General features: G+C 62.0%; 17 protein-coding genes. 8 read left to right on the top strand and 9 right to left on the bottom strand.

The window, feature by feature from the left end; all coding sequences use genetic code 11:
• Positions 1-15: 15 nt before the first annotated feature.
• The 3 genes from NIBR502773_RS11290 to NIBR502773_RS11300 form a co-directional block, all read right to left on the bottom strand.
• Complete coding sequence (locus NIBR502773_RS11290) at positions 16-2,766, bottom strand: TonB-dependent receptor (protein ID WP_141156067.1); 2,751 nt, start codon at positions 2,764-2,766, stop codon at positions 16-18.
• A gap of 152 nt (positions 2,767-2,918) precedes the next feature.
• The gene (locus tag NIBR502773_RS11295) at positions 2,919-3,917 is read right to left on the bottom strand and encodes a FecR family protein (RefSeq protein ID WP_141156068.1); all 999 of its coding nucleotides are present in this window, start codon (positions 3,915-3,917) and stop codon (positions 2,919-2,921) included.
• Positions 3,918-3,980: 63 nt separating this feature from the next.
• Positions 3,981-4,502, bottom strand: coding sequence for an RNA polymerase sigma factor (locus NIBR502773_RS11300; RefSeq protein WP_065925006.1), 522 nt, complete (start codon positions 4,500-4,502; stop codon positions 3,981-3,983).
• Positions 4,503-4,709: 207 nt separating this feature from the next.
• Here NIBR502773_RS11300 and aroQ point away from each other — a divergent pair, with 207 nt between their 5' ends.
• A complete protein-coding gene (gene aroQ, locus NIBR502773_RS11305) occupies positions 4,710-5,159 on the top strand; it encodes a type II 3-dehydroquinate dehydratase (protein WP_010206717.1) in 450 nt (149 codons plus the stop codon).
• Positions 5,156-6,004: a shikimate dehydrogenase gene (locus NIBR502773_RS11310; protein ID WP_115487544.1), complete on the top strand. Its 849-nt coding sequence runs from the start codon at positions 5,156-5,158 to the stop codon at positions 6,002-6,004. The genes aroQ and NIBR502773_RS11310 overlap by 4 nt, the downstream gene beginning before the upstream one ends.
• Before the next feature lie 43 nt (positions 6,005-6,047).
• Here NIBR502773_RS11310 and NIBR502773_RS11315 read toward each other — a convergent pair whose 3' ends face one another.
• Both NIBR502773_RS11315 and quiC read right to left on the bottom strand, forming a co-directional pair.
• The gene (locus NIBR502773_RS11315) at positions 6,048-6,713 is read right to left on the bottom strand and encodes a TetR/AcrR family transcriptional regulator (RefSeq protein ID WP_027605289.1); all 666 of its coding nucleotides are present in this window, start codon (positions 6,711-6,713) and stop codon (positions 6,048-6,050) included.
• 80 nt (positions 6,714-6,793) lie between these two features.
• Positions 6,794-8,695 (bottom strand): 3-dehydroshikimate dehydratase QuiC, encoded by a 1,902-nt coding sequence (quiC, locus tag NIBR502773_RS11320; protein ID WP_141156069.1) that lies wholly within the window; start codon positions 8,693-8,695, stop codon positions 6,794-6,796.
• 223 nt (positions 8,696-8,918) lie between these two features.
• Here quiC and NIBR502773_RS11325 point away from each other — a divergent pair, with 223 nt between their 5' ends.
• Positions 8,919-10,253 (top strand): MFS transporter, encoded by a 1,335-nt coding sequence (locus tag NIBR502773_RS11325; protein ID WP_141156070.1) that lies wholly within the window; start codon positions 8,919-8,921, stop codon positions 10,251-10,253.
• On the opposite strand, the gene NIBR502773_RS11330 is transcribed toward NIBR502773_RS11325, so the two are convergent.
• Positions 10,254-11,072 carry a DMT family transporter gene (locus NIBR502773_RS11330; protein WP_373682382.1) on the bottom strand — a complete coding sequence of 273 codons (819 nt, stop codon included), beginning with the start codon at positions 11,070-11,072 and terminating at the stop codon, positions 10,254-10,256.
• 258 nt (positions 11,073-11,330) lie between these two features.
• Here NIBR502773_RS11330 and NIBR502773_RS11335 point away from each other — a divergent pair, with 258 nt between their 5' ends.
• From NIBR502773_RS11335 to NIBR502773_RS11345, 3 genes are read left to right on the top strand one after another with little or no spacing between them, the layout of a single operon-like run.
• Positions 11,331-11,744 carry a membrane lipoprotein lipid attachment site-containing protein gene (locus NIBR502773_RS11335; RefSeq protein ID WP_141156071.1) on the top strand — a complete coding sequence of 138 codons (414 nt, stop codon included), beginning with the start codon at positions 11,331-11,333 and terminating at the stop codon, positions 11,742-11,744.
• Positions 11,745-11,788: 44 nt separating this feature from the next.
• Entirely contained in the window at positions 11,789-12,673 is an 885-nt protein-coding gene (locus NIBR502773_RS11340) for a neutral zinc metallopeptidase (protein ID WP_092488487.1), read from the top strand.
• The gene (locus tag NIBR502773_RS11345) at positions 12,674-13,651 is read left to right on the top strand and encodes an alpha/beta hydrolase (RefSeq protein ID WP_141156072.1); all 978 of its coding nucleotides are present in this window, start codon (positions 12,674-12,676) and stop codon (positions 13,649-13,651) included.
• Here the strand turns inward: NIBR502773_RS11345 and NIBR502773_RS11350 are convergent.
• From NIBR502773_RS11350 to NIBR502773_RS11360, 3 genes are read right to left on the bottom strand one after another with little or no spacing between them, the layout of a single operon-like run.
• Positions 13,641-14,270 carry an HAD family hydrolase gene (locus NIBR502773_RS11350; RefSeq protein ID WP_141156073.1) on the bottom strand — a complete coding sequence of 210 codons (630 nt, stop codon included), beginning with the start codon at positions 14,268-14,270 and terminating at the stop codon, positions 13,641-13,643. The two genes, NIBR502773_RS11345 and NIBR502773_RS11350, sit on opposite strands and share 11 nt — an antisense overlap.
• Positions 14,267-15,136, bottom strand: coding sequence for an acyl-CoA thioesterase II (gene tesB, locus NIBR502773_RS11355; protein ID WP_027605282.1), 870 nt, complete (start codon positions 15,134-15,136; stop codon positions 14,267-14,269). Before tesB ends, NIBR502773_RS11350 begins: the two co-directional genes overlap by 4 nt.
• Before the next feature lie 41 nt (positions 15,137-15,177).
• Positions 15,178-15,747 (bottom strand): GNAT family N-acetyltransferase, encoded by a 570-nt coding sequence (locus tag NIBR502773_RS11360; RefSeq protein WP_141156074.1) that lies wholly within the window; start codon positions 15,745-15,747, stop codon positions 15,178-15,180.
• Positions 15,748-15,823: 76 nt separating this feature from the next.
• On the opposite strand from NIBR502773_RS11360, the gene NIBR502773_RS11365 reads away from it, so the two are divergent.
• Entirely contained in the window at positions 15,824-16,744 is a 921-nt protein-coding gene (locus tag NIBR502773_RS11365) for a histone deacetylase (RefSeq protein WP_141156075.1), read from the top strand.
• A 171-nt stretch (positions 16,745-16,915) separates the two neighbouring features.
• Positions 16,916-18,142, top strand: coding sequence for a TIGR03862 family flavoprotein (locus tag NIBR502773_RS11370; RefSeq protein WP_141156076.1), 1,227 nt, complete (start codon positions 16,916-16,918; stop codon positions 18,140-18,142).
• The last annotated feature ends 80 nt before the right edge of the window (positions 18,143-18,222 follow it).

Here is an 18,222-nt window from a genome sequence, read left to right on the forward strand (position 1 = left end):
GCCTGCGCACGCTGATCAGAATTTGTATTCCAACATGCCGCTCAGGGTTCGCCCGCGCGCCAGACTGAGGTTGTTGGCGTCGCCCATGGCGACGAAATAGGCTTCATCGGTGGCGTTTTCCAACGCCAGTGCAATGTTCAGTTGATCCGTCATCCAGTAACTGGCGTACAGGTCGTAGAGCGTGTACTTGGGCCACATCGCCTGATCCATCAGCTCGTAGCCCTGCTGATTGAGGTTTTCGCCGTTGCCCGAGCTGTAGCGCACACGCACCCCCGTATCCAGGCGTTTTTCCAGGAAGCGTGCACCCAGGGTCAGCGAGCCGCGATCGGCTGGCATGTACGTGGCGTTCCCCATGATTCGCCCGCAGCTTTCCTTGTTGTTGGCGACGTCGTCATCCAACACTTCATAGGTGGTGACCGGCCGTATGCTGATGCGCCCATCCGGCAGGGTGAAACGCTCCAGGCGAGTAGTCCTTGGCCCGGTGGTCTTGGCACCGCCCATGTAATAGTTCTTCGAGCAGAACTCATTGCTGCCGATCATGTGGGTGTAGCTGAGGTTGGCGTACGCGCGCCCCATGTCGTAATTGAGCTGGTATTCGACCCCGCGAAAACGCGTCGGGTTGGTGTTATTGACGTAAGCCATGGTCCCGAGAAATCCACCCACCTGGGTTTCCGGCAAGCTGACGCTGGTGTTGAGGAAAGAGAAATTTTCGATCCGGGTATCGAAGTACGCCACCTTCATGCCGAGGCGATCGTCACTGAAAAACAAGCCTTCCTTGAAGACATTCATGCCCACTTCCCAATCCCGTGATTCTTCAGGCTTGAGGTAGGGGTTGGGAAATACGCGCTCTCCCGAACCGCCACCGTGGGGCCGGCCGGTCATGAAGGTTTCGGTCACCGCCGGTGGCCGCCAGCCCTTGCCCCACCGGGTATAGAGTTGCAGCCAGTCCACGCCCGGCTTCACCGCAAGACCGAAGGTGGGGGAAAACTGGCCTTCCTCACGGTCGACCTCGATCACTTCCGAGACACGCCTGGCACCGACAAGGCTGTTGTAGAAGCGATCACGCCGGTACAGGGTCATGCCGGTTTCGCCTTCGAGCCGATAGCGGTCATAACGCAAGCCCGCATCCAGGGTCAGCCAGCCGCCATATTCGTACTGCGCGTTGTTGAACAGGCTGGCGATGGTGCGTTTGCCCCCTGGCGTGCTGCCCTCTGCGTAAGGCAACAAGCCCAGGTTGTTGGTGGCTTCAACTTTGTTGGTGCGGGGCTTGAACTCGTCCTGATACAGCTCCACCCCGTAGTTCCAGGTGACATGCCCCTGTTCGCCGAAATCGAACCGTGAGGTGTTGTCCCCCTGCAGGCCCCAGGTGTCGGTCTGAAAGTGATCGGTATAGGCGCCGACGTAGTTACCGGTACCTGGCGACGACAGGTTGGGAGCGTTGCTGCGATCCATCTGGGTGGTGACGTAATAGAGCTTGGCCTTGAGATCGATCAGCGGGTTATCCGGGCTGTAGCTGTAGTCCAGCGCGACGTTTTTGGCGTTGAGGTTGTTTTTGCTGGTGCGTACGTAGTAGGTGCTCTGAAGGTCGTTGGCGATATAGCCCCAGGCATCGTTACTGTCGGTGTCGGTTTCCAGGTAGCTCAACTGCACGCGCTGGTCGTTGGGCAGGTTCAGGCCGAACTTGACGATCTGCGAGCGGGTCACGCTGCCGGTGTCGCCGACTTCGCTGTTCAACCAGTCGTCGAAGGCCGCAGGGGCAGATGACCTGGCGCGCAGGTTGGTGCCCAGGTTGTCGTCGTTGTGCCTGCCGGCGCGGTAGTTACCGAAATGCCGCTCGCTGTAGCCCAGCACGACATCACCGCGCTCATCACCAAAGGCAAACACGCCACTGCCGTTGAAGTCGGTGCCGTTACCCAGCTCACCAATGCCGCTGCCGGCGCGAAGGCGGCCGCCGTAGTCCTTGCCGTCCTTGAGGAACTCACTGGCATCCAGGGTCTTGAACGAAGCAATGCCGCCCAGTACGGCCGCACCGCCCTGCCCCGACTGGCTGCCTTTGTCGATCTCGATGCTGGAGATGAACTCCGGGTCGATCAGCATGGTGCCGTTGCGCTGTTGGTGGCCGTTGACGTTGAAGTTCTGGCGCATGCCGTCGATGTTCATGTTCACCCGGCCATAGTCCTGCACACCGCGAATATTCACCGACAGGCCAGGGTCGCGCTGGTTGACGGCGGTGTAGACGCCGGCGGTTTCTTCGAGCATGTCGGCGGCGTGACGGGGCGGACGTTTATCGATCATGTCGCGGCTGATCACCGCCACGGACTTTGGGGTCTGGTACACCCAGTCGCTGGCCTGGCCGTTGGTGTTGCCGGTGATGGTGGTGGTGCCCACGGTCATGGTGCCGTCGGGGTCGTCACTGACACGGTTGAGGGTGACCTGGCGCTCACCGGTAAAGCGGTACTCCACCGGCGTGGCACCGAGCAAACGGCCAAGCCCTTCCTGCACGCTGAAGCTGCCTTTGAGCGCGGTGCTGCGCAAGCCTTGCAGGCGCGGGCTGTCAAATAGCACCTGCAGACCGGCCTGGTCGGCAAAGGCCAATACGGCACTGCCCAAGGATTGCGCCGGGACATCGAACACCCGCACCGCCGACTGGGCAGCGTCCACCTGAGGTTGCACCGCATACACGGGAGCGGCCGCGGCGAACAGACCCAAGTGGATGGCCAGGGCTAACCGGCTACCGGTGATACGCCCCTTGGTGAGTGCTGACATTTCTGGTTTCCCTGCGCTGATCGTATGTTTGTTTATGCGAATGCTTCTCACCTAGCAAGACGTACGAGGCGCAGGAAGTCAGTAAGGTTTTTTAAAAAGTTTTTGCGCAGGGGGGGGTTTAAGCGGGTGAGAGCAGGCCTCCCACCGGGTCATCAATAGATCAGGCTGAGGCCTGCCAGGTCCAAGCGTTGCACTTGAAGTTCCTGGGTGAGCGTTCCGAGGGCGCTGTCGAGCATGTCGAGACGGAAGACGCCGCTGACTTCGCGCTCGCCCAAATCGGAATGGGTCAACACCACCCGCCCCGGACGGTAGCGATTGAGCTGCTCAATAACCTTGGCCAGGGGCTGGCGATCAAAGATCAGCACGCCGCGTCGCCAACTGGTGGCACGGTCTACATCAAATTGATCCAGGGGCACCACGCCCTCCTGGGCGTTGTAGCGCGCAGCCTGGCCCTCCTGGAGCACCCGATCGCTCGGGCCTTTTTTCGGCGAGGCGTGCAAAGACACTTCGACGCTGTGCTGCAACACGCCCACCCACGCCCGGCGTTCGGCCTCGCGCTCCACCACAAACCGCGTGCCCAACGCCCGTGTCTGCCCGCCGGCGCTCTGCACCACGAACGGACGGGTCTCTTGACCCACCATCGGCGCCACATCAAAAATCGCCGAGCCCTGGATCAGGCTGATACGCCGCTGCACGCCGTCGTAATCCAGGCGGATGGCACTGGCGGAATCCAGCTCCACCGTACTGCCATCGGCCAAGTGCACGGTGCGTACCTCGCCCTTTTGGGTGACATAGTCGGCCTGCATGCGCAGCCAGGCGTCCGGCCCGCGCAGCCAGCCGACGCCGGCCGCCACCACGACCAGCGCGACCGCCGCCGCACGCTGCCAGGGCCTGCGCCGCAGGGAGCGACGCACAGGCAGCGCTGCGGTCGCAGGGCGCTGGCGGTGAACGCTCTCGTCCTTATGCACCTCGCCCAACGCCGCCCAGGTCTGTTCGGCAAAGCGCAGCGCCGCTTCGTGGCGGCTGTCGCAGGCGATCCACTGGCGCAGTTCGGCCTGCTCCTGGTCGGTCAGGGCACCGGCGTGCAGGCGCACCGCCCACTCGGCGGCCTCCTCGGTAATGCTGTGCTGTTGCGGACCCTGGCTATTCACGTGTGAATCTCGAATTTTTCGTTATATGACGCTGTGACGTCTGAGCTGAGGTTTTTCCGTAATTCATTCGTCGGCTGGCTCCACCTCGCCGTCCTGCAAGCGCTGCATCACATACGCCAGCGCCTTGGCCAGGTGCTTTTGCACGGAGCTGTCGGAGATATCCAAATGCCGGGCAACCTGGGCGTGGGTCATGCCCTCTATACGGTTCAGACGGAAGATCTGCTGGGTGCGTTCCGGCAATTCCGCCAACGCCTGCTTCAATGCCTGTCGCTGTTGCTGCGCCATTGCCTGAGCCTCCAACCCGGCCACTTCATCTTCAATCTCGGCCAGCGCCTCATGGGGCACGGAGTCTGTCTTGCGCCGCGCTTCCTGGCGAATATGGTCGATCAGCAGATTGCTCGCCGTTCGATAGAGATAGCCCTGGGAGTTGTCGATACGCTCGCCGGCGGGTTTTTCCGCCAGGCGCAGGAAGCTCTCCTGCACCAGGTCGGCCGCCAACTGCGGGTCCCGTACCTTGCGCGCCAGATACCCGCGCAGGGTATCGGCGTGCTTGAGAAACAGGCCTTTGAGATCCACGTCCGACAAACCGACTCCCTGGAATGTAAAGGAAACAGGCGGGCATCTTAAGCGTTGTCGAGAATGATTTTCAATTGATATCTAATCTGATTCGAGCGCCGGACATGTCTGATTAACAGTTCGGTAATCGAACACATCTGCCGTCATCAATTGACCAAATTAACTAACCAGTACATTTTATCCCCACAACCAACAAGAACTGTGGAGATCCCCCGTATGCCGCCCATCGTGCTGGTGCTCAACGGCCCCAACCTCAACCTGCTCGGCACCCGCGAACCCGCCACCTACGGCCATGAAACCCTGGCCGACGTCGCTGCCCTGTGCGGCCGCAGCGCTGAACAACTGGGGCTTAAAATCGAATTCCGCCAGACCAACCACGAAGGCGAACTGCTCGACTGGATCCACGGCGCCCGCGCCCGCTGCGCCGGTATCGTGATCAACCCGGCAGCCTGGACCCACACCTCGGTGGCGATTCGCGACGCCTTGGTGGCCAGTGAAGTGCCGGTGATCGAGGTGCACTTATCCAACGTGCATGCGCGCGAGGCGTTTCGGCATCACTCGTTTGTGTCGCCCATCGCCAAGGCGGTGCTCGCGGGCTTTGGCAGCCATGGCTACCACTTGGCCCTGGAACATTTCAGCCAGTTGTTGAAGGGGTCGGCCCGATGAAACCGCGCATCCTCGCCGGCCTGATCGGCGCCGGCATCCAGGCCTCCCGCACCCCCGCCTTGCATGAGCAGGAAGGCGACGCCCAAGGCTTGCGCTACCTGTATCGCCTGATCGATCTCGAGCCCCTGCACTTGGACATCAACGCCCTGCCCGACCTGCTGGACGCCGCCGAGTTGATGCACTTCACCGGGTTGAACATTACCTACCCGTGCAAGCAGGCAATCCTGCCGTTGCTCGATGATTTGTCCGACGAGGCCCGAGGCATCGGAGCAGTGAACACCGTGGTGTTCAAGGACGGCAAGCGCATCGGCCATAACACCGACTGCCTGGGATTTGCCGAAGGCTTTCGCCGCAACCTCAACGATGTGCCGCGCCAACGCGTGGTGCAGATGGGCGCGGGTGGCGCCGGTGCCGCAGTGGCGCATGCACTGCTGGCCGAAGGTGTGGAACAGTTGAGCGTTTTCGACGTGGACCCCAGCCGCGCCCGCGACCTTGTGGATAACCTCGCCCAGCGTTTCGGCGCCGGTCGCGCCCAGGTCGGCACCCACCTGGAGAACGCCATGGCCGAGGCCGATGGCCTGGTCAACACCACGCCCATGGGCATGGCCAAGCTGCCCGGCACGCCGGTGCCCGCGGCTCTGCTGAGAGCCGAACTGTGGGTGGCTGAAATTGTGTATTTCCCGCTGGAAACCGAACTGCTGCGCGATGCCCGCGCCTTGGGCTGCCGCACCCTGGATGGCGGCAACATGGCGGTGTTCCAGGCGGTAAAGGCGTTTGAGTTGTTCAGCGGCGAGGTGCCGGATGCGCAGCGGATGCTCGCGCACTTCAAGAGCATGAACAGCTGAAATGTGGGAGGGGGCCAAGCGCCCTCCCACATAGGCGGTGGATTCAGGCCTGCAGGTAGCGCAGCACCGATTCGCAAATCATCTCGCGATGCCGTTGTTTAACCGCCTCATCCGACAGGTCGATCTGAAAGATCTCACTGAACGTATGGCGGTTGGACACCCGGTAAAAGCTGAATGAGTTGATCAGCAGGTGCACGTCCAACGGTTCCAGCCCTTCACGGAACAGCCCCATCTCGGCGCCCCGGCGCAAGGTCACGCCCAGCCCCTCGAGGATTTTGCTGTTCATCGCCTTGATGGTTTCGGTGCGTTTCACGTACTCGGCATTGTGGATGTTTTCGATGCTGACGATACGCACGAAATCGACGTTCTGATCGTGGTGATCGAAGGTGAACTCCACCAGCCGCCGGATCGCCTCACGCGGTTCAAGGGCGGTGAGGTTCATCCGCGTTTCGGTGTTGCGAATATCGCCGTAGAGCTTCTCCAGCACCTCGACGTACAACTGCTCCTTGCTGCCGAAGTAGTAATAGATCATGCGTTTGGAGGTATGGATGCGCTCGGCGATGGCATCCACGCGAGCGCCGGACAGGCCCTGCTGAACAAACTCGACGATGGCTTCCTGGAGAATGTTCTCGCGGGTCTTTTCCGGGTTGTTCTTACGACTCTTGCGCGGTGCGTCGGACACCGCGGGGAGTTCGGGACTTGAGGTCATGGTGCGCTCACGGCCATTTTTGTTGTGCAGGCCGCGATTATGGGCCGAGGCGTCTTACGAAGGAAGCACCAGGCCCACCGTTATAAACGCGCCTGGCGCACCGCGCCGCTGCGGGATTTGGCCATCGCCGCCAGGCGCACCGCCACGTTGGCCGCGCCGTAGCCGGCGTAACCGTTCTTGCGTTGGATGATCTCGAAGAAAAACCGTCCTTCGAAGGGCTCGGTGTACACATGAAACAACTCACCGCCCTGGGCGTCACGGTCGTACAACACGTTGTAGTACGCCAGTTCGCTGAGGAACTCATCATCGAAATCAAAGCGCGCGGCCAGGTCATCGTAGTAGTTGAGCGGAATATCCAGCAGCGGCACCCCGGCCTCCTTGGCACGGCGCACTTCGGCAAAAATATCCACGCAGTCAAAGGCAATGTGATGCACACCCGAGCCGCGATAGCTCGACAACGCGTGGGAAATCGCGGTGTTGCGGTTCTCAGAAATATTCAGCGGTAAGCGAATCGAGCTGCAACGGCTGCGCAGCGCACGGCTTTTCACCAGGCCGTAGGGGTCGGGCAGCACCACTTCGTCATCGGCTTCGAAATCCAACAGGCTCTTGTAGAACAGCACCCAGCTGTCGAGGCTGTCGGCCGGCAAGGCCATGGCCATATGGTCGATGCGCAGCAAACCACCGCCGGCAGCGCTGGACGCTTGCAGATTGAAATCGGTGTCGTAGATCCCGCCCTCACTCTGATCAACCAGGTAAATCAGGCTGCCGTCCGGCGCACGTACTGCTGCCAGCTCCAGCTCATTGGGCCCGACCAGGCCGCGGTAGGGCTGGCCTTTGTAGGCCACCGCCCGTTCCAGGGCCTTGGCGCTGTCCTTGACCCGAATCGCCGTGGCGCACAACGATGGCCCATGGGCCTCGAAAAAGTTATGCGCAAAGGAATAGGGTTCGCAGTTGAGGATCAGGTTGATGTCACCCTGGCGCAGCAGGCTCACGCTCTTGGAGCGGTGCTGGCCGGCCTTGACGAAACCCAGGCGTTCCAGCCAATGGGTGAGCTTGGCGCCGAGGTTTTCATCCACGGCGAATTCGAGGAACTCGATACCGTCGTACTCGCTGGCCGCCGGGGTATCAAACAGAATCTCGACAGGTTGCGCGGGCGCCTCCTGTTGCAGGCGCTCGCGGGTTTTCTCTTCCAGGTACAGCAGGGAGCGCAGGCCATCTGCCGCATTCGCACGGGTTGGCGCGGCGCGGAAGCCATCGTTGAAAATTTCCAGGGACAACGGCCCGGTGTAGCCGCTCTTGATGATCGGCGCGAGGAACCCCGCCAGGTCGAATTCACCCTGGCCGGGGAAGCAGCGAAAATGCCGGCTCCACTCCAGCACATCCATGGCCAGGATCGGCGCGTCGGCCATCTGCACGAAGAAGATCTTGTCGCCGGGGATCTGCGCGATGGCGCTCGGATCGCCCTTGAGCGACAGCGTGTGGAAGCTGTCGAGCAACACCCCAAGGCTCGGGTGATCGACCTGGCGCACCAGGTTCCACACCTGCTGCCAGGTGTTCACATGCTTGCCCCAGGCCAACGCTTCATAGCCAATGCGCAAGCCGCGACGGCCGGCGTGTTCGGCCAACAGGCTGAGGTCGTCGAGCAGGATGCGTTCATCCCCGACGCAATCGGCCGAGGCATTGCTGCACACCAGCACCAGGTCGGTGCCCAGTTCCTGCATCAGGTCGAACTTGCGCTCGGCGCGCTCCAGGTTGCGCGCCAGGCGATCGCGGCGGCAGCCTTCAAAGTCGCGAAACGGCTGGAACAAGGTGATGGCGATGCCGAGGTCGGCGCACATCTGCCTGACCTCACGGGGGCTACCGTCGTAATACAACAAGTCGTTTTCGAAGATCTCGACCCCATCGAACCCGGCGGCAGCAATGGCTTCGAGCTTTTCCGGCAGGGTACCGCTCAAGGACACGGTGGCGATGGAACGTTGCATGGGCGACTCCCGGCAATTGTTGTTTGTGGCAAATTATTCGCCCCCAGACTACCCGCAGCAATTAAAATGTACGAACCGGTTAGTTTTTGGTGCGATTATCGAACACTAAGCCTCTTTGGCGAATTGACGATTTTTTAGCCACTGCGCACCATCAATCACGCAGCGACACCCAAAAGAAGACCCACAACACCTCATAAAAATTTCAAAAAACGGGTACAACCACATGCCTTCGCAAAACTCCGCCCTGGCCGCGCGCCCGGGCACCCCGCACGCCGGCATCGGCGACAAGATCCGCGGCGCCCTCGCCGTGGGTAAAACCCGCTGGGGCATGCTGGCCCTGGTGTTCTTTGCCACCACCCTCAACTACATCGACCGCGCCGCCCTGGGCGTGATGCAACCGATCCTGGCCAAGGAAATGAGCTGGACGGCGATGGACTACGCCAATATCAACTTCTGGTTCCAGGTCGGCTACGCCGTCGGTTTTGTGCTGCAAGGCCGCCTGATCGACCGCGTGGGCGTCAAGCGCGTGTTCTTCTGCGCCGTACTGCTGTGGAGCCTGGCCACCGGTGCCCATGGACTGGCCACTTCGGCGGTCGGCTTTATGGTCTGCCGCTTTATCCTCGGGCTGACCGAAGCCGCCAACTACCCGGCCTGCGTGAAGACCACGCGCCTGTGGTTCCCCGCCGGTGAGCGTGCGGTGGCCACCGGTATCTTCAACGCCGGTACCAACGTCGGCGCGATGATGACGCCAATGCTGCTGCCGCTGATCCTGCATGTGTGGGGCTGGCAGGCGGCGTTCCTGTGCATGGCATCGCTGGGCGCGATCTGGCTGGTGTTCTGGGGCTTGAAGTACTACAACCCGGAAGACCATCCGAGCGTTAAACAATCCGAACTGGACTACGTGCAACAGCAAATCGAACCGGAACAACCCGGCGTCCCCTTCAGCCGCATCCTGCGCATGCGCGGCACCTGGGCCTTCGCCATCGCCTATGCACTCACCGCACCGGTGTTCTGGTTCTACCTGTATTGGCTGCCGCCGTTCCTGAACCAGCAATACAACCTGGGCATCAACGTGACCCAGATGGGTATCCCGCTGATCATCATCTATCTGACTGCCGACTTCGGCAGTGTGGGCGGGGGGATTCTGTCGTCGTTCCTGATCGGCCGTGGGATGAACTCGATCAAGGCGCGGTTGCTATCGATGTTGCTGTTTGCCTGCTGCATCGTCGGCGTGATCATGGCCGCCGGCTCAAGCCAGCTATGGGTTGCGGTGTTTGCCATTTCCCTGGCCATCGGTGCGCACCAGGCGTGGACCGCCAACATCTGGAGCCTGGTGATGGACTACACGCCCAAGCACATGATGAGCACGGTGTTCGGTTTCGGCGGCATGTGCGCGGCCATCGGCGGCATGTTCATGACCCAGATCGTCGGCCACATCCTCACCGTCACCAACAACAACTACACCGTGTTGTTCACCCTGATCCCGGCGATGTACTTCATTGCGCTGACCTGGATGTACTTCATGGCACCGCGCAAGATTCCGACCGTAGACGCCTGATCACCTGCGCCGCTGCTGCCAGGCAGCGGCCAGACCGCTCATGCAGATCACCCCGATGCCGACCACCGTGGTCACATCGGGGGTATGGTTGAACACCAGCCAGCCCAACAACCCCGCGAAGACGATCTGGCAATAGCCGAACGGCGCCAGCAAGGCCGGTGCGGCAAAGCGGAACGCCTGGGTCAGCATCAAGTGGGCAGTCATCCCACAGGTGCCCAGCGCCAGCATCAGCACCCCGTGCCACAGCGTGGGCACCTGCCAGAAGAACGGCACCATCGCACTCATCACCAAGGTATTGCACAGCCCGGCGAAGAAGTTGCTGGTGGTGGGCGTGTCGTATTGGCTGAGGATGCGCGTAAGCAGTTGGTAGAAGCAGAAGAACAGCGCGGAACACAGCGGCAGCAACACCGCCGGCGTAAACAACTCACCGCCTGGGTGAATGATCACCAGCACGCCGACGAAACCGCAGATTACCGCCAGCCATTGGCCGCGTGTCACGTGCTCGCCGAGCAGCGGTACCGACAGTGCAGTCACCAGGATCGGCGCGAGGAAGTTCACCGCCGTGGCTTCCGCCAATGGGATGTAATGCAGCGCCGTGGTGAAAAACAGGCTGGTGCCCAACAGGCACAAGGCCCGCACCACCTGCATCCCCGGTCGCTTACTGCGCAGCACCCGCAAACCCGATTGCGGCAGGAAAATCCCGGCCATCAGCAAGGTATGCACCACGTAGCGCGCCCACACCACCATCACGATCGGGTAGAACCCGGCCAGGTATTTGGACAAGGCATCGTGGCTGGAGAACAGGAATGTCGCCAACACGATCAGCAAAATGCCTTTGAAGGGATGGTTGACGCCGGATAGGGGGTGCTGACAGTCATGGAATTCTCTTGCGTGGCGAGCGGAACGCTGAGCACTGAACGAAGCAGCGCTCAACCCGGTAATCTAGCAGCCGGGCTGGCGCCTGCCCCAAGAGCATAACCAAACAGCGGGCGAACAGCGCACTAAATCACTGGATTCGAGTCCAACGCAGCACCTTAGCCTGCGCATTGCATACTTTTTAACCAAGGCCTTGCCGCGATGAAAAAAATTCTTTTTGTTCTTTCTGCCCTTGCCCTGCTGACCGCCTGCGACCAGGCGTCCAAGCAAGCGCCCAAACCCGCACCGCCTTCCGTGCAGGCCACCCTGGTACCCGAAACCCCGCCCACGGATAAATGGGTCGGCAAATGGATCGGCGTCGAAGGCCTGCACCTGACCATCGCCAAGGACGACAGCATCGGCCGTGGCCATTACCTCCTGACCATGCAATACGGCCTCGACGCCGACGACTCGGGCACCTTCAAGGGTGAAGCGGCCGAAGACGGCATCGCCTTCACCCGTCCGGACGGCCCACAACTCCTACGCGCCGGCGACGGAGAAGCGACCGGGCTGAAATGGCTGGCGGACAAAAAAGACTGCCTGATCGTCGCCACCGGCGAAGGCTATTGCCGTTAATACCGACCATACTCAATCACGGTTAGCACACAGAGGATTGCCCCATGCTATGGAAAAAAGGCCGACGCAGCGACAACGTGGTGGATGCACGCGATGACAGTGGCGGCGGTGGCGGGATGCGCTTTGGTGGCGGTAAGGGCCTGAGCCTGACCGCGATTGTGCTGATCGTCGGCATCGGCTGGCTGACCGGCCAGGACCCGATGCAGATCCTCGGCCAGTTGACCGGCCAGATGGAACAGGCGCCCTCGGTGAGCACGCAGTCACGCCAGGCACCGCCGGCCAACGATGAGCAGGCCGACTTCGTACGCGCGGTGCTGGGCGATACCGAAGACACCTGGGGCCAGGTGTTCCAGGAAAACGGCCTGGCCTACAAGAACCCGAAGCTGATTCTGTTCCGTGGCCGGGTCAATTCCGCCTGCGGTGGCGCCACCTCGGCCAGCGGCCCGTTCTATTGCCCGGCTGATCAGCAGGTCTATCTGGACCTGGATTTCTTCCGGGAAATGTCCCAACGCTTCCAGGCGGCCGGCGATTTCGCCCAGGCCTATGTGATCGCCCACGAAGTCGGGCACCACGTACAAACATTGCTCGGCATTTCGTCGAAGATCCAGGCCGCACGCCAGCAAGGCCGACAGATGCAAGGTGATGGTGGCCTGCTGGTGCGCCAGGAGCTGCAAGCCGACTGCTTCGCCGGTGTGTGGGCCAACCGTGCGCAAAAGCGCCTGAACTGGCTGGAGCCTGGCGACATCGAAGAAGCACTGAACGCCGCCAACGCCATCGGCGATGACCGTTTGCAGCAACAGGGCCAGGGCCGCGTGGTGCCGGACTCCTTTACCCACGGCACCTCGGCACAGCGGGTGCGCTGGTTCAAGACCGGCTTCGCCCAGGGCCAGATCACTCAATGCGACACGTTCGCTGCCAAGAGCCTATAAATGAATCAACGATTGGGACTGCTGTTGGGCCTGTTGCTCATCTCGTCATCCGCCTGGGCCGCCGAGCAGGGCGTCAAGGTGGTCAGCCCCGAGCGTTTTCATCTGGAGGCAGGCGATCTCAGCCTCGGCCTGAGCCAGGACTGGCGCCAGCCACTGCCCGACGTCACCCGCGCGTTGATCATCGTGCACGGGCGCCTGCGTAATGCGCAGACCTACCTGCAAAGCGGAATGGATGCCGCCGAACACGCAGGCGTTGGCCCCACCACATTGGTAATCGCGCCGCAGTTTCTCAATGGGGCCGACGTCAAGCGCAACCATCTGGGCAATCAGTTGCTGCGCTGGAAGGGCAATGACTGGATGGCCGGCGATGCCTCCACCGGCCCCGGCCAGATCAGCTCTTTCGGCGCCCTCGACCAGATCGTCAAGCACCTGGGCAACCGCACGCTGTTCCCGGCGCTGAAGGAAATCGTGGTCGCAGGTCACTCCGGCGGTGGCCAGGTGGTGCAGCGCTTCGCCCTCACCGGCCACGCGCACCCGGCCCTGCAAAACGAGGGCATCCGCTTGCGTTATGTGGTGGCCAACCCCTCGTCCTATGCCTACTTCAGCCCACAGCGGCCGGTGACGTTCGAGACCGCCAGTTGCCCGGGCTTCAACACCTGGAAGTACGGCATGCAGCACCTGCCGGCCTACGCCAACGGCCAAAGCGCCGAGCAGCTGGAACAAGCCTACGTATCACGCACCATCACTTACCTGCTGGGCCAGCAGGACACCGACCCGAACCACCCGGCGCTGGATAAAAGCTGCGAAGCCGAGACCCAGGGCGCGTATCGGCTGATTCGTGGGCACAACTACTTTGACTACCTCAAGCAGCGCCATCCGCAGTTGCGCCAGACGCTGGTGGAAGTGCCGGGGGTGGGGCATGACGGGGATGGGATGTTTACGTCGCCCGAGGGCCAGAAGGTACTGTTCACTCAGTAATACCTGACGAAACAGTCTCAAAATGTGGGAGCTGGATCATCCGGCGCAATGCAGCGCAGTCTGCAGCATGCCAATCCGCCAGCTCCGGCCACGGGTTCTCCGGCAGGTTGACCAACACCGTCCGCGCCCCTGCCGCCCGGCCGCAGTCCAGGTCAAAACGGTAATCGCCGACCATCACCATCTCGCTCGGCGATACATCCCACGCCGCCGCCAATTTCAATAACCCACCCGGATCCGGCTTGGGCGGCGCATCGTCGCGCCCCAGCACGTCGTCCACGGCAAAGCAGTCCGCCAGGCCGATCGCCTCCAGGGTGATATGCGCCAACTCCCGCGCATTGCGGGTCAAAATGCCCAGGCGATAACCGCGCCCGGCCAGCTCGCGCACCAGTTCCACCGCACCGTCCGCCGCGACGGAGCCCAGCGCCAGCTCGCGCTCATGTTCCAGCAACCAGGCGTGCTTGGCCGCTGCAATGTCCGCCGGTAATGCGGCAAGGTGAGTAAGGATGTCGTCCTCGGGGGGAATATCCAGGGCCACGCGAATCGCCGCAAAGTCATGCACCGCCACCGTCAGGGTGCCGTCCATGTCGAACACCCAGTGCTTAACGTCCGTCAGGCTCATGCCCAATCCTTGCGATGGCGAATCAAGCCTTCCTGGGTCACCGACGCCACCAGTTGCCCGGCGCGGTTGTACACGCTGCCGCGGGAGAACCCACGGGAATTGCCGGCCCATGGGCTGTCCATGGCGTACAGCAACCAGTCATCGGCACGCAGGTCGGCGTGGAACCACAACGCGTGGTCGAGGCTGGCGACCTGCATGTCTTTCTGCCATACGGTCTTGCCGTGGGGCAGCAACGAGGTGGTCAGCAGGCCGAAGTCCGAGGCGTAGGCCAGCAGGTATTTGTGCAGCGCCGGCGTATCCGCCAGGGCACCATCGGCGCGAAACCACACGTATTTGACCGGGTCGGACGGCTGCGGGTTGAACGGGTCTTTTTCGGTGACCGGGCGCACTTCGATGGGCTTGGGGCACAGCAGCTTGTCGCGCATATGCTCGGGGATCAGGTGCGCGCGCTGCTGGGTCAGCTCCAGCTCCGACGGCAGGTTTTCCGGGCCGACCACCACGGGCATGGTGGTCTGGTGCTCGAAGCCGGCCTCGTCGTACTGGAACGAAGCGCTGCAGGTGAAGATCGGGTGGCCCTTCTGGATCGCCGTCACGCGGCGCGTGCTGAAACTGCCGCCATCGCGTACACGGTCCACCGAGTACACCACCGGCAACTTCGCATCGCCGGGGCGCAGGAAATAGCCATGCAGGGAATGCACATGCCGCGCTTCTTCGACGGTCTGGCTGGCGGCCGACAGCGACTGGCCGAGCACCTGGCCACCGAACAGTTGGCGAAAACCCAGGTCCTGGCTGCGGCCGCGAAAGAGGTTTTCCTCGATCGGCTCCAGGGTCAGCAAGTCCACCAGATCTTCCAATACTTGGCTCATAGAGCAACTCCTACAACAATCGATAGGGCATTCCGGGCTGCTTATCCGTGCAGCGTGTCCAACCATTGGGCGCGGGTGATGCGGTACAAAACGTGGGGGCGCAGCGGGTCATCGGCTGCGACCTTGGGGTGTGCAAAATCTGCCTGGGGATCGTAATGCATACCGATGGCCTGCATGACTTTTTGTGATGGCAGATTGGCTTGAGTGGTGAAAGCGACGATTTCGTCCAACTGCAAACGGTCGAAACCACAGCGCAGCGCGGTCCAAGCCGCCTCGCTGGCATAACCCAGGCCCCAATGCTCACGGGCCAGGCGCCAGCAGATTTCCACCGCCGGGGTAAAGCCCGCTTCGAAGCTGACGTTCTGCAACCCGGTCAGGCCGATGAACTCACCGGTATCCTTGCGTTGCAGCGCCCACTGGCCAAAACCGTATTCGGCGAAGTGGCCGCGAATCCGGCCGATCAGGGCGGCACTTTCCAGGTGGCTCAATCTGGCCGGGAAATAGCGCATCACCTGCGGGTCGGCGCACATGCGCGCAAATTCCGTCAGGTCGGCATCACGCCATTGGCGCATGACCAGGCGCGCGCTTTCCAATTGCAATATCTCCTCCATGGGTCCCCTCCCCTTGCCATGTGCGTGAGTGTACAGCGCTGTTAAGATCCTTCGCAGATCCCCGTCAGAAAATCCCATGCCTTTGCCATTGATCTACCACGATGACTACAGCCCTGAGTTCCCGGCAGACCACCGGTTCCCCATGGACAAGTTCCGCCTGCTGCGTGACCACCTGGTGGCCAGCGGCCTGACCGAAGACAGCCAATTGCTGCGCCCGTCGCTGTGCCCGGCGGAGATTCTGGCCCTCGCCCATGAACCTGGGTATATCGAACGCTACATGAGCGGCGAGTTGTCCCGCGAAGACCAACGGCGTCTTGGCCTGCCCTGGAGCGAAGCCCTGGCCCGGCGCACCGTGCGCGCGGTCGGCGGCTCGATCCTGGCGGCGGAGCAGGCGCTGGAACATGGCCTGGCCTGCCACCTGGCGGGCGGTACCCACCACGCCCACTACGACTACCCGGCGGGCTTTTGCATCTTCAATGACCTGGCGGTGATCAGCCATTACCTGCTGGCCAGCGGCCGGGTCAACCGCGTGCTGATCTTCGACTGCGACGTGCACCAGGGCGACGGCACTGCGCGCATCCTCCACGACACGCCGGAGGCGATCACCGTGTCCCTGCACTGCGAAAAGAACTTCCCTGCGCGCAAAGCCCAGAGCGATTGGGACATCCCGCTGCCCATGGGCATGGGCGATGCCGACTACCTCACGGTGGTGGACGACGCCCTCAACTACCTGCTGCCGCTCTACCGGCCGGACCTGGTGCTGTACGACGCCGGCGTCGATGTGCACAAGGATGACGCCCTCGGTTACCTCAAGCTGACAGACGCAGGCGTGGCCGCCCGCGATGAAAGCGTGATGCGCCATTGCCTGGGCCGCGATATCCCGGTGATGGGCGTGATCGGTGGCGGCTACAGCAAGGATCGCCCCGCCCTGGCCCGCCGCCACGGCATCCTGCACCACAGCGCGCAGCGGGTGTGGACGTCATCAGGGTGTCATTGAAGTGTGGGCGTTACCCACAATGCCTGTGGAACGGCCTGTGGATAACTTGAGCGTAAGCGTCTAAGAGCCCGTAGCTGTCTAGCCTGTAGGAAGCTGTACATTTTTTGATCAGTCAGCGCCGCGCGCCTCGGGTAGAATGCCCGGCTTATTTCCGCGATCGTAGCCCTGCCCATGTCCGATATTTCCTCTCGACACGTCACCATCATCGGCGGCGGCCCTGCCGGGCTGATGGCCGCCGAAGTCTTGAGCCTGGCCGGGGTGCGGGTAGACCTGTACGACGGCATGCCGTCGGTGGGGCGCAAGTTCCTGCTGGCGGGCGTGGGCGGCATGAACATCACCCATTCCGAAGCGTACCCGGCGTTCCTGTCGCGCTACGCCGAGCGAGCCCCGCAAATAGCACCGTTGCTGCGTGGGTTTGGTGCCGAAGCGTTGTGCGAATGGATTCATGGCCTGGGTATCCAAACCTTTGTCGGCACCTCCGGTCGCGTATTTCCTACCGATATGAAAGCCGCCCCGCTATTACGTGCCTGGCTTAAACGCCTGCGCGACCAGGGCGTGGTTATCCACACCCGGCACCGTTGGGTGGGCTGGAATGCCGAGGGTGATTTACTTATCCACAGCCCGGACGGCGAAAAAGTTGTCCACAGCGATGCCGTGCTCTTGGCCTTGGGCGGCGGCAGTTGGTCGCGCCTGGGTTCCGACGGCGCCTGGCTCAAGCTGCTGGAGGATAAAGGCGTGCCTTACGTGGCCCTGCAACCCAGCAATTGCGGCTTCGAGGTGTCGGCCTGGAGCGACTTGATGGTCAGCAGATTCGCCGGCGCACCGCTGAAAAACGTCGCCATTGGGCTGGGGGATGACAAGCCGCGACTCGGCGAATGCGTGATCACCGCCACCGGTATCGAGGGCAGTTTGATCTACGCGCTGTCGGCGCCGATTCGTGAGGCGATCAACCGTAATGGCTCGGCGACGGTGCATATCGATTTGCTGCCGAGCAAGCCATTGGACAAGGTCCAGGCCGCCTTGACCAAGCCGCGAGGTTCGCGCTCGATGAGCAAGCATTTGCACAGCCAATTGAGTTTGGATGGGGTCAAGGCGGCGCTGTTGCGCGAGTTGGCACTCGCCGAACACTTCAGTGACCCGGCGCAATTGGCGGTGGCTATCAAGGCGTTGCCGCTGACAGTGGTGAAGACACGGCCGATGGATGAAGCCATCAGCACCGCAGGCGGCGTGCCCTTTGAAGCGTTGGATGAGCGGCTGATGCTCAAGCAATTGCCGGGGGTGTTTTGTGCGGGGGAGATGCTGGACTGGGAAGCGCCGACCGGCGGGTATTTGCTGACGGGATGTTTTGCCAGTGGCAGAGCGGCTGGGCGGGGGATGTTGGAGTGGCTCAACCGCTGAGATCTGCGGTGGATTCAAAGCCGCCATCGGGGGCAAGCCCCCTCCCACAGTTTGAATGTATTCACAGATCAAAAATGTGG

Source organism: Pseudomonas sp. NIBRBAC000502773, assembly GCF_006517195.1.
GTDB classification, from domain to species: domain Bacteria; phylum Pseudomonadota; class Gammaproteobacteria; order Pseudomonadales; family Pseudomonadaceae; genus Aquipseudomonas; species Aquipseudomonas marginalis.

Bases quoted from the DNA above. Each gene is read 5' to 3' on its own strand.
- aroQ (WP_010206717.1), top strand. From the start codon at position 4,710: ATGCCGCCCATCGTGCTGGTGCTCAACGGCCCCAACCTCAACCTGCTC.
- NIBR502773_RS11360 (WP_141156074.1), bottom strand. From the start codon at position 15,747: ATGGAGGAGATATTGCAATTGGAAAGCGCGCGCCTGGTCATGCGCCAA.
- NIBR502773_RS11365 (WP_141156075.1), top strand. From the start codon at position 15,824: ATGCCTTTGCCATTGATCTACCACGATGACTACAGCCCTGAGTTCCCG.
- NIBR502773_RS11325 (WP_141156070.1), top strand. From the start codon at position 8,919: ATGCCTTCGCAAAACTCCGCCCTGGCCGCGCGCCCGGGCACCCCGCAC.
- quiC (WP_141156069.1), bottom strand. From the start codon at position 8,695: ATGCAACGTTCCATCGCCACCGTGTCCTTGAGCGGTACCCTGCCGGAA.
- NIBR502773_RS11315 (WP_027605289.1), bottom strand. From the start codon at position 6,713: ATGACCTCAAGTCCCGAACTCCCCGCGGTGTCCGACGCACCGCGCAAG.
- NIBR502773_RS11370 (WP_141156076.1), top strand. From the start codon at position 16,916: ATGTCCGATATTTCCTCTCGACACGTCACCATCATCGGCGGCGGCCCT.
- NIBR502773_RS11290 (WP_141156067.1), bottom strand. From the start codon at position 2,766: ATGTCAGCACTCACCAAGGGGCGTATCACCGGTAGCCGGTTAGCCCTG.
- NIBR502773_RS11345 (WP_141156072.1), top strand. From the start codon at position 12,674: ATGAATCAACGATTGGGACTGCTGTTGGGCCTGTTGCTCATCTCGTCA.
- NIBR502773_RS11335 (WP_141156071.1), top strand. From the start codon at position 11,331: ATGAAAAAAATTCTTTTTGTTCTTTCTGCCCTTGCCCTGCTGACCGCC.
- NIBR502773_RS11310 (WP_115487544.1), top strand. From the start codon at position 5,156: ATGAAACCGCGCATCCTCGCCGGCCTGATCGGCGCCGGCATCCAGGCC.
- NIBR502773_RS11340 (WP_092488487.1), top strand. From the start codon at position 11,789: ATGCTATGGAAAAAAGGCCGACGCAGCGACAACGTGGTGGATGCACGC.
- NIBR502773_RS11350 (WP_141156073.1), bottom strand. From the start codon at position 14,270: ATGAGCCTGACGGACGTTAAGCACTGGGTGTTCGACATGGACGGCACC.
- tesB (WP_027605282.1), bottom strand. From the start codon at position 15,136: ATGAGCCAAGTATTGGAAGATCTGGTGGACTTGCTGACCCTGGAGCCG.